The following is a 10,997-nucleotide window of genomic DNA, read 5'->3' on the forward strand; positions in this document are numbered from 1 at the left end:
TGCGGAGAAATTAGCGCTTACGATATATGCGCGAAACTCTCGCATGATCCCGCCCCAAAACACCGGCTCCGCTCGGAAGCAGGAACGAGTTTAGAACCGATTCCAAAATCACGTCACTATCGAAATTAGGCCCGCCAGCGCGTCATGCGGGCGCTTAAGGTCGGCAACAGGCCAGCCAATCAACAAGCGAGATCTCGGGGGTGCAGGCCTATGATGAACCGGATGGCGAAGAAGGCGCCGCCAGCTACGACTGCTGTCGCGCAAACTGCGAATACGACCCTCCACGCCTCATCCAAAGCGATCTCCATCCGTGGTGGCCCCAGCATCGGGCCGGGGGGCATAATGATGCTGGGGCCTCCGGACAGGCTCTTGCCTCGTGTGAATGAGGCCGTCCGGCGGGCCCCGTGGTTTACCGCCTCAGCCGCCGGCCACGGGGAAAAGCAATCGGCGACGCGCCGGTGCCGCGTAGGACCTTTAAAGTGCCGCGCGCGTTGAGGTAGGTTGTGATCGGGGCGACCACCAACCCGGGAGCTTCGGGTTATGAGCAATATCCTGCTGGTGTTCGGCGCGCTGCTCGTTATCGGCGGCATCTTGTATATGGCGCGCACTGCTATTTGGTCGGGATCGCTCAGCCGCCCGCGTTCTTCCGGACCGGTTCCCGACACTCTCGAGCCCTCAGGGCGCGGCGTGCGATTCTTGGGGCTTGGCGCAAACTGGCCGGGCATTCTACTTATGGCAATCGGTGCAGTTCTATTGTTGTCGGGTGCGAGTTTCTAACCTTCGGCGCGCTCATGCGCTGAGAGAGCGGACCGAAGCCCTATGTGCCGCCGTAGGCTTCTTCTCCACACCCAGGACGCGCAGTAGCTCGCGCCGTCCGGCTAGCCGTGCACAAATCAAGATTGCTGCGTTCCCCGCTCAGCCGGATCTGGACCGCGCTCGGCGATGCGATATCCCTCATGAGCCTGGACGAAGGCTTGCTCGGAAAGCCAAGTCCGCTCGTATTTTACCACCTTGTCGATGGACGTGAGTGACATTCCGGGACCGTTGTCGCTCAAATATGAGGTCTGAACTTCTCGCCTAGGCTCGCCATCGCTGATCGGGACCCGATGCCACGCTATCGTTGCGGGCCGGACCGAACAAAGGGCCCTGATGGTTTCCAACGCCTTGGGGACGTATCGTATGGCGCCGTTTGAGTGGACGAGATCTACGCTTCCCAGCCAATCGGCCGCCTGCTCGATCCGCTCAAAAAACATCAGCCGGTCGGTCGCAAGATCCTTGGCGCGCCGCACCATCGCTGGCGTCTCAACAACCGCCCAACGAACATCGGGCGACTGCCGGCGCGCAGCCTTGTAGTGGATGCCAGCTCCCCCGCCGAAATCGAGAACACTTTCCACATTCTCGAGCGGCCGATTGGCTTCTGCTTGGAATGCAACGGTCTTGCGATAGATGGTTTCGACGAGCTCCACATTTTCGTACCCTTCGATCACCTCACGAGGCCGAAAGAGCCTGCGCCGCATCTTCTGTATTAAACTCATAGCGGTCGGCTTTTTTTGCATCTCCGCAAGGGAACAATCAGAAACATATGGAAATGGTCAAGTCAGAATTGGAGAAGCGGGTCTCGAGTGATGCCGAATTGCGGGACACGACGGGCAGTAGCTCGCGCGCGTTGCAACACGCTACCGGTTGACGATTTGATTCTCGCTTGCGCCGCGTTTCGATGGCGGCATGAGAAGGCAGAGAACCGAGCGACCGCGAAGGCGTACCACCAAGAGCGGATGCGCAAGCTCAACGAAGAATGGCGCGCCAAGGCGGTCGAGGCAGAGCTCGTCGAACTGGATCGGCTCCGCCGCTATCTCATCCGCGAACGGACCCTCGGCTATGTGCGTCCACTGCTCGACGCGATCGACGACTATGTCGAGCAGATCACCGGCGACCGGACCAGGCTGCACGCGAAGTCATCAAGCATCGGATGACCTGACCCTTCGCTGAAGGCCGCGCGGCACTGATCACCGCTACATCGTAGGTGGGTTCAGCGCCTTGCGACCTGCCGCCCTCAACGCGTCGGTTGAAACTTGCCCATCCGCCGCAGCTTCAAGAATCTTCGAGGCAACGAAAGTTCTGGCTCCGGTTTCACTGACGGGGATATTTTTGCAAACTTCCTCAAGCACCGCTCCGCCAAGCGAATATGTGTGCTCGGCGGCGTTCGCAATGCATTCCAGTCCGGGTTCTGAAACCCCCGCGCTTGCGAGGTTGACACCTGTCCGTCAACGTATTGTGACACCGAAGGCCCGCCAGCGTGAACCGGCGGCCCCTAAAAGCGACGCAACCGTGCAATCATCGGGGTATCGAAACACGACATGACCAAAAAGCGCGGGTAGATCCAATCAGCTGACACGGACCTGTCGCACAAGACGGCTAGGAACCATTGCCCGTCATTCCGATTGCCACATTGTCCCGAGCGTATCGCGGGGTCGTGTATGATTGGTTCAGAACCAACGGTTGCCAAGCAGCCGGACGCGCCACCAGAAGGCAAGCTAACAGACATCGCCATTGGACCGGCCTTCGCCACCGTGGCTATCCTGGCTATGGCAGGTTGGCTGTACTTTTTGCTGCGCGTTCTCACGTTGACGGTGAAATGGAGTCTTAGTCTCTGACTGGGTCGTCCGTCTAGATCAGTAAGCGTCGACACAGAGTTTCTATCGGCACCGTCAAGATTTAGACTTCTAAGCTGACTAGGTTGGGACACTTGCTGTTGGAACTAGGACAACTCCAACTAGAGAGGCGTGCCGAAATGTACCGCGCTCAAATTGTCTTGGTCGAGCCCTTCGGGCCGGACATTGACGTCAGCATGCCAGCAATAACATTGAAAGAACAATGCCGCTCGGTTGGAGAGGCTGACGCGGCGGCCCGCAGAGCTTTGAAATTCCTTCGGCGCCCGCTCGGAACGGCGTACTGGCTCATCCTCGATGAACGTGGGAGCGCGTACTGAGAATGCATGAGAATGCGAGGACCGCCAGGCGAAGCGCGAAGTGCGCCACCTATTCACTTCTTCAGCCGTTCCGTGGCGAGCTGCTCTAGTCCCTCCTCAATCACTCGAAGGTCCTCATGTATGGACTCTCGCGACTGAGCCGCATTGATGCTGGATGTGGACTGAAGCGGTTCGAGCAACTGGCGCCGAAGCTCTCGCATATTCTGAAGAGCTTGCTTGTTTTTCGAGCGCACATAGGCGAAGACGAGCGTTTTGAGACTCCCTGGCAAGGGTAGCTCCAAATCAAACTTCTAAAAGAGGTTGTATTCTACCCCTTACGAGGCAACCCGCAAGATCCGGCAATCTCATAGACTGAATGAGGAATAAAGCCCAAGGTTCCCTTGGGACCGGCCGGGGGGATATGGCGGCTTGTGCTTGGGGTGAGGGCCCGCCACCCAGCCAGCCCCGGGCGGTTCTTCCCTCAGGGAACTCAATGCCCGATAGGCATAATTCGGTTCCACCGACATCCAGTTGAAATTAAGTCAAAGTTGGGGCAATATTTTATGCGCCGGGGCTGGCTGCATATTACACTTAGACCTTTCTACCCGGCTTATTTGACCATGCGCGGGCCGCAGCGATTTAACCTCCCTGCGGCCTTCGTATTCCGGTAGGCCCGCCAGCGTTAACCGGCGGGCCTTATCATCATCAGGGCCAACTGCGGTTGACTTCGACCTGCCGATGCTGGCCAAGTCGCTCATCCCCGCCGCGGCTCCGTTCCTTAGGACTCAAGTCAGGCGGCGGAGCTTCTCAATGATCTCCCGCAGGTGGGCCACGTACTCCTCGAGGATCCGTCGCGCCTCCTCTACGCGCGACTGCTCGGTGGCAGGCTTCCAGATCGGCCAGCCGCTCGGCCACGACCGGATTCCATGCGCGCCCGAGGTAAATAGGCAATCGTCACAAACCCCAGTCCTGCCTCCGACGCGGGAAACGGGGTGTGCTTCCCGCGCCGAATGCGCTGTCACTTCACGGGCGGAAGACCGGCCACGGCAGCGTCGGAAGGATTATTCAGGCACTTCGGATGACCAAAGCCGCCCGCGCTATGGCCGACCCCGCCCTGCCCGTTGGGCGCCTGGCCCGTACCGCCAGTGCCGTCGGCGTTCGCTGTGATGTCGAAGATGATGTTATCGGGATGAGCCGCATCCGCGACGCCCTTAACGCCCTGTAACTGATCGAGCCCAAGGGAATTTCGGACCCGCCATGCCACCATGTGATCGGTGCAGGAGGTGTCGCCGCTGACGCCGACGCCGCCAACCTTGGCTCCGTTGCGATAGAGCGCAAGGCCGCCGCCGAACACGTTCACGCCGCCGATGCGCTGGCCGACCATCGGGTCATTCGGCGTGCCGAACGACGAGCCGCTGGACGGCCCCGGATTGAAGTTTGCCGTGCTGATGCCGTTGCCCGAGAACGGTGGACGATTGCCGTAGGCAGCCGCGGTATCGACCGGATTGCTGTGCTGCAGCCCATAGAGGCTGCCACCCGGCTGCACGGCGGTGAACAGGTTGGCGGTCGACAACGCAAGCCCGGTCGGAAACAGACTGCCGGAGGGTGTCGCGTTTTTACCCACGCTGAAGTCGTTCGCCGTGTTTGCCTTCTGGGCAGAAATGACGCGGCTGCCTAGCCATTGTGAGGTGCCTTGGCTGCCCGAGAAGGCGACCGCGCAGACAGTGCCGTCGTTTGCAACCAGTGTGCCCCACATGTGGAAGCCGAGACCGCCGTTGGCACCGGAGGCGGGCGTGATGGCGCCGGCAAGTGCCGAACGAAGTTGCGAAAAATCCGGCAGAGCGGCGCAATCCGCAAAGGCCGGGACAGTCACCATGGTAACGAGAGCGCTGATCGAACAGGAAAGAAATCGTCGCTTGACGTTCATTGTGCTGCTCCTGTGATGCGATGGGTGGTCAGCGAAGCGCGGCCCCATCGTGCCCGCGCAAAATCTGCTATTTTCCAGAACCTCCAAAAGAAAACGGCACTGCGCGACGACGAGCAAGCGCGCTGGAGACTGCGAAGCTGGCCGCGTTCAAAACTGCAGTCGAGAGCAAGGCATGTTCTTCGGACGCCTTCGTGACAGTGGCGATGACCTAATGCCGCCGAAAGCACAGTGGTCCAATGGTTAAGTCTGGGAGGGCCCGCAGAGGTTCACAGAAATCCCGGCGAGCTCCGAGTTAGTCAACATGCGAAGAAATCAACGTGAGCAAATCTGGTCCGCAATGCTTCGATGAGCGGACCTCCTGGAGGGCTGCCGCCACTTCGCCGATGGGCCACGAGCAGACGTCTTCACCGCTCGCCTTTTCGTTGCCGATAAGCGTATTCGGCCCCCCATCCAAGGCCCAGGGTAACAGAGATGAGCGAGCCGAGGAGCACGCCGAGCTTCGCGGCGTCCAGCAGCTTGTCATCGGTGAAGGCGAGCATGGCGATGAAGATCGACATGGTGAAGCCGACGCCGGCCAGCAACCCGATGAGACAGATGCCGCCCCACGACACGCCCGGTGCCAAGCGGCACCAGCCCGCGAGCACAGCAAGCCACGTTGCACCGATTACGCCAACCGGCTTCCCCAAACACAGGGCGAGCGCAACGCCCAGTGTAACGAGCTGAGCGCCACCGCCTAGGTCCATGCCCTTGAAGCTGACACCCGCATTCGCCAGCGCGAAGAGCGGCATGATGGCGTAAGCGACCCAAGGATGCAGTGCTGTCTCCACACGGATGACCGGCGGCACGATCTCCGGCTTGGGCGAGCGCACCGGTGTGATCAGGCCAAGCACGACGCCTGCGAGTGTGGGATGAACCCCGGCCATGAGAAATCCCGCCCAGACGATCAGCGCCGGCACGACGTAGCCATATGCGGAGCCAAGCCCGATCCGCTGAAGGCCAAGCGCCATGAGCACGCCGAGCGCGGCAACGGCGAAGCCGTTTGGATCGAGTCCGCTGGTGTAGAACAACGCGATGATGAGAACCGCGATGATGTCGTCGATGATGGCAAGCGCCAGCAGAAAGATTCGAACGTTGCCTGGAATGGATTTTCCGAGCAGCGCCAGCACGCCGACGGCGAACGCGATGTCGGTTGCGATCGGTATCGCCCAGCCATGGTCGCGCCCCGAAGCGGCGTTGAAGCCGAGATAGATCAGCGCAGGAACGATGACCCCGCCGAAGGCCGCCAGCACCGGCAGAATGGCCTGATCGAATTTGCTCAGCGCGCCCTCGTGGCTTTCACGGCGGATCTCCATGCCGACGACGAGAAAGAATACCGTCATCAAAGCGTCGTTGATCCAGAAATGCAGCGGCCTCTCGAAGGCAAGCCCGTCGAGGCGAAGCGGAATCGGCAGGTTCCAGACATCGTGATAGGAACGGGCAAAAGGTGAGTTGGCCCATAGCAATGCCGCTGCCGCAGCCACGAGGAGCACGATATCGCTGACGACCTCGACATGCAGGAAATGCTGGAGTGTCGCGAGGGCCCGCTCGACAAGAGGTTGGATTTTCGGCAGGTCTTTGCTTGGCAAATCCTGGCCGGGAAGCTGATCGTTCATGGGCGCACACGCTCCGCGTGGCGGCCCGACCATCGCTTGACCTGTCGCTGCTCCATGCAGCGAGCACCCGAGCGAAGTTATACATCGGGATGACAACAATTCAACCTTGGAAGAATGATCCCAAGAAGCCTACTCACCGCTTACAAAGCACGCGCATGGTTCGATAATCGCAATTGCCACCCTTGGACTCGGATTCGGGGGCCAACAAGATATCGTAACGGCGACATGCCTTCTTTGCCACCGCTTCTATACTGCCGGAGCAACTCACGAAACTTGTATGATAAGAGCAGGCGTCCTCTTTTTCGCCTTGGCAGGACCAAAAGATCCGCCGGCCGATAGAGGTGCGTGAGTCCGATCCAGATCATCAGTCCGAAAAGACCAACAAGAAGAGCCCCAACAGCCGCCCAAATGACTTTCAAAGGTCAACTCCAGCAAGACCCGGCTAACCAGTACATAATTCGATGTCCAACGTTTCTCAACGGCATAGGTCGGCTAAGGGTCAAAATGCGAAGAACTCGACGTGAGCAAATCTAGTCCGCCATGCCTCGCTGAGCGGACTTCAATATGGCGCGCCATGACTTCGCTGATGGGCCAGAAGCGGACCGTCCATAGCCAAAGCGCATGTTGCATTTGTCGTAGTCACGCGAAGGCAAGGAATTAGAGAGGACACGCCGATTGGCGCGGGGACGGGTCACGCCGTTACTCGATAGAGTTGCCAATTATCTGGAACTCCCTTGAGCGCGTGCAGCCGAAATCTGCGAATCCAAGGCCCGAGCCAGCCACCAAATCCTTCACGGTACGCGATCGACGATGTCTCCGGCTTACGCAGCCGCGGATACCCGCGCTGCAATATGGACGGCAAGGCCGGAGACAGCTCCATCCTGAATCTCGCATTCGCCTGAATGCAGCCCCATCCGCACGTTGACGCCAATTGGCCGCAGCGCGTCGCGAATTGCCTGCGCGCACCGGATGGATCGCGCTGGACCATCAAAAATGGCCACGAACCCATCACCAGTGTTGTTGACCTCGCGACCGCGATAAAGCGCCAGCTCGGAACGAACCGCATTGTTATGGGCTGCCAGCAGATCGGCCCACGCGCGGTCCCCACGCTCAACCAGCTGGCGAGTGGACCCGACGATGTCGGTGAATAGAATCGTGCACAAGGTGCTGTCGACCGGTGCAGGCCGATACGCGCCGGTCAAGAACTCGCGAACATGCCGGATGACGTGCTGCGCCCCATCAGCAAAAGGCACATGATCCCGTGCCGGGTAGATCACTAGCTTTGCGCCACAAACGGCGCCTGCGAGGTAACGTCCATGCCCGGCTTCAATAATCCGGTCGGCGTCCGCGTGCAGTATGAGGGCCGGCACGCGAACGGAGGGCAGCACGTGGCGAATATCGATCTGCATGTTTGCGTGAGCCAAACTAAGGAGAGCCTTTGGCGTTGCTCCCTGCCGAAGGAAACGCGCCCACCAGTGCGCGAAGCGGCTGTCGTTCGCCATGGTCGGAATGCGTTGGTCAATGTCCAGCGGTCCTCCCCAATCGCTTGCCACCTTATCGAGAAAGGCGATCAGTTCTCCTTCCGTCGGACCCCACGGATAGTCCTTGGTGCGCGTGATTCTGGCGTAGCTGTTTATCATGATGAGCGCGGACGTGCGTTCCGGGTAGGTCGCCGAAAATAACGCGCACAAAGGTCCGTCTTCCGAGTAGCCCATCAGGGCGGCGCATTTCGAGCCCACTGCATCCATGACGGCGCGTACGTCGTCCATGCGCTGCTCCAGCGTCGCAACTTCGACGAGCCGGTCAGACAGGCCGGTGCCGCGCTTGTCAAAGAGAATGAGGCGAGCAAAGGATGCGAGCTCTTGCAGAAACCGGGCGACAACAGGTTCTTCCCAGAACACTTCGACGTTGGATATCCAACCGGGCACCAGCACGATATCGATAGGGTACTCGGAACCATGGACCCTGGTGAGGGTTTCTCGCTCGACGTTACCGGCGCTCAGGTTAGCTACTAACGAGCGCGATAGAAGGGCCATCGGCGGGCAAGTCGTGACGGGTTGCTCGGTAGCGGGCGGCGTGCCCGCTATGGTAGAGTCGAGGATGGGCGCGGTAGCTTGGGGCCTATGGCCAACGCTCCGTTTCCCATCCCCGCTCATCAAACCGGACGAGCCGATTTCCGGCATCCGGCTTTCCGACCAGCTTCACCGCAAGGCACACGACGGGACCGCTCGGGGCAGGCGTTGGAGGCACAGAACGCCGAGTTCTCGATGAATGACATCGAATGTGAATCGGCGATTGCCGCGCCCTTGCACCTTGTGCCTTCGCGCGAGGAACCTGCGCAATCGTTCAAAGACGTATTGGTCGACGCTACGGTATGCCTTGCTCCGCGAGCCGTAGCCAAAGTAGTTGGACCAGCCTCGCAGTGTCCTGTTCAGCTTGTCACATACTTCCGGCCATGGATCGATATTGCTCGGCACCAGAAGATCGCCGATTCTTGTCTTGAGCCGTTTCACACTCTTCTTGGACGGGCTTGCACCCAGATACCAATTCCCGTTCGCCTCAAACCGATGCACGCCGAACGAGTAGCCGAGGAAGTCGAAGCGTTCCTGTCGGGCGTTTCTCAACGAAGTTTTCGCCTCGTTGATCGTCAGCCCGAGCTTGGTCATCACCGCCTTCGTCCACGCTAATGCCTCCGCCGCACGACCGCGGCTGAGGATAACGAAGTCGTCGGCATAGGAGACGACGTGAGCCTGGAAGCTCTCGCCGCAGCCAGTCAAACGCCAATGCTTCAGGAACCGGTTTATGTAGATGTTGGCCAGCAGTGGACTTGCGACGCCGCCTTGCGGCGTGCCGCGCGTGTTTCCCTTGCCGCCACTCATGCGCCGGGCTCCGTCCGCGTCCCGTTCCTCGATCGGCGCCCTCAGCCACATCTTGATGAGGCGCAGGACGTTTCGATCCACGACACGCCGGGCTACTGACTTCATCAGCTCGGAATGCGGAATCGTATCGAAGTACTTGGACAAATCAGCATCAACCACGTCGGCATAGCCCCGGCATAAATGCCGGTGCACTTCCTTGACCGCGTCCACCGCCCCGCGAGCGGGCCGGTAGCCGTAGGCATTGTCCTCGAAGTCAGCCTCGAAGATAGGTTCGATCACGATCTTGGCGGCAGTCTGAATCACACGATCACGAATGGTCGGAATGCCGAGCGGACGCTCGCCACCATTCGCTTTGGGGATCATCACCCGCCGCACCGGATCAGGTCGGTATGTCTTCGAGACCAGTTCCACGCGCAAGCCCGCCAACCATGCTTCCAGGCCCTGCTCCTCGATGCGAGCAAACGTCATCCCATCCACGCCCGGTGCACCCGCATTAACGCGGGCGAGCCGATAGGCGTGTAACAGGATGTCCTCGCGACAGATCTCGTCGTAGAGCAGATAGAAGCGGAAGGTGGGCTCCGCCTTGGCTTTGCAGTAGAGCTTTCTCTGAAGGTTCCGGATCTTACCAGGCGTTGTCAGGTTCATCACCAATCACCTTCACCTCACCATCTTCAAAAGCGCACCAGAAGTCGGGGCCCTTTGCTCCATCGGCGTTACCCGGCATCAACGCTCCTATTGCCCCGTCGGACTCCCGCCATGGCCGCCGCCTTTCGCGACGTTGAGGCCGCTACCCTCGCCCTTGACGGGTCTCCCCCTGTAACTACGAACCACCCTTCCGACGTGCCGTGCCCACTACCCCGGCGGATCGCGTGGGTGCGCGTGTCGATTGCTTCCCCACACGTGCGGCCTTCCCCAAATGACCGGAGGGTAGCATCCGCACTAGAACTTTCGAGGCCTGCTCGGGCTTCACTTTGTTACGGCCCATCGGATCGCTCAGCAGCCCAAGGCCGCCTTTGTCGCAGGGCTCCGGCCCAGCCAGTTACCCGGCCGTGCCGCCTGCCAGCTTCCGGACCAATCGACAATTATCCGGGTGAGACCTTCCCTCACTGATAGTTCGCGCCCTCGGGGCGCACGGTCATTCGCGTCAGTTTGGCGCCCGGCTGGAAACTTCCGGTCCGTCCTTGAGAGCCGACATGACGATCCGCCTCTCGTATGGCAGCGATGGGCCACTTTCGGACTCATGCGCCGCAACAAAAAGCGCCTTCAATATCGCCCCTCGATCATCAGTATCCGGGATATATTCGGGGGTACTGACCGCTTTGTGAGAGATGATCCGATGGAGCCCATCAGTGCAGATCTTTCCACGATACTAAACCGCATCCTTGATACGGCGGCAGATAATCTCAGGATTGCAAAGATTCTCGTTCAAATGGGGCTTGATCCCAACAACGTCACCTACGACGCACTGTTTGATCGGCTGCTAGAAATTGTGTTGGCCAACATCACGCTCGCCAACATGTTTGCCTTGGTCGGCGCAATCTTCCTTGTCGCTACCTTGCTGATGCAGAGAA

8 protein-coding genes and 1 pseudogene are annotated in these 10,997 nt (G+C 59.8%); 4 read left to right on the forward strand and 5 right to left on the reverse strand.

Annotation, left to right across the window (positions count from 1 at the left end):
* Positions 1 to 540: 540 nt before the first annotated feature.
* Positions 541 to 777, forward strand: coding sequence for a hypothetical protein (locus FXB40_RS47335; RefSeq protein ID WP_148779100.1), 237 nt, complete (start codon positions 541 to 543; stop codon positions 775 to 777).
* A 116-nt stretch (positions 778 to 893) separates the two neighbouring features.
* On the opposite strand, the gene FXB40_RS47340 is transcribed toward FXB40_RS47335, so the two are convergent.
* Positions 894 to 1,517, reverse strand: coding sequence for a methyltransferase domain-containing protein (locus tag FXB40_RS47340; protein ID WP_148779101.1), 624 nt, complete (start codon positions 1,515 to 1,517; stop codon positions 894 to 896).
* A 258-nt stretch (positions 1,518 to 1,775) separates the two neighbouring features.
* On the opposite strand from FXB40_RS47340, the gene FXB40_RS47345 reads away from it, so the two are divergent.
* Positions 1,776 to 1,973 carry a hypothetical protein gene (locus FXB40_RS47345; RefSeq protein WP_148779102.1) on the forward strand — a complete coding sequence of 66 codons (198 nt, stop codon included), beginning with the start codon at positions 1,776 to 1,778 and terminating at the stop codon, positions 1,971 to 1,973.
* Between the two features lie 504 nt (positions 1,974 to 2,477).
* On the forward strand, positions 2,478 to 2,654 hold the full coding sequence (locus FXB40_RS48635) for a hypothetical protein (protein ID WP_187437630.1): 177 nt from the start codon (positions 2,478 to 2,480) through the stop codon (positions 2,652 to 2,654).
* Positions 2,655 to 3,986: 1,332 nt separating this feature from the next.
* On the opposite strand, the gene FXB40_RS47365 is transcribed toward FXB40_RS48635, so the two are convergent.
* The 4 genes from FXB40_RS47365 to ltrA form a co-directional block, all read right to left on the reverse strand.
* Positions 3,987 to 5,012, reverse strand: a complete 1,026-nt coding sequence (locus tag FXB40_RS47365; RefSeq protein WP_246208397.1) for a heme-binding protein — start codon at positions 5,010 to 5,012, stop codon at positions 3,987 to 3,989.
* A gap of 287 nt (positions 5,013 to 5,299) precedes the next feature.
* Positions 5,300 to 6,547: a Na+/H+ antiporter NhaA gene (gene nhaA, locus FXB40_RS47370; protein ID WP_148779105.1), complete on the reverse strand. Its 1,248-nt coding sequence runs from the start codon at positions 6,545 to 6,547 to the stop codon at positions 5,300 to 5,302.
* 821 nt (positions 6,548 to 7,368) lie between these two features.
* Entirely contained in the window at positions 7,369 to 8,583 is a 1,215-nt protein-coding gene (locus tag FXB40_RS47375) for an adenylate/guanylate cyclase domain-containing protein (RefSeq protein WP_148779106.1), read from the reverse strand.
* A 165-nt stretch (positions 8,584 to 8,748) separates the two neighbouring features.
* Positions 8,749 to 10,071, reverse strand: coding sequence for a group II intron reverse transcriptase/maturase (ltrA, locus tag FXB40_RS47380; protein ID WP_187437631.1), 1,323 nt, complete (start codon positions 10,069 to 10,071; stop codon positions 8,749 to 8,751).
* Positions 10,072 to 10,762: 691 nt separating this feature from the next.
* On the opposite strand from ltrA, the pseudogene FXB40_RS47385 reads away from it, so the two are divergent.
* A pseudogene (locus FXB40_RS47385) lies at positions 10,763 to 10,997 on the forward strand (Crp/Fnr family transcriptional regulator); the annotation flags it as partial.

The organism is Bradyrhizobium rifense (genome assembly GCF_008123425.1).
Lineage (GTDB): Bacteria > Pseudomonadota > Alphaproteobacteria > Rhizobiales > Xanthobacteraceae > Bradyrhizobium > Bradyrhizobium rifense.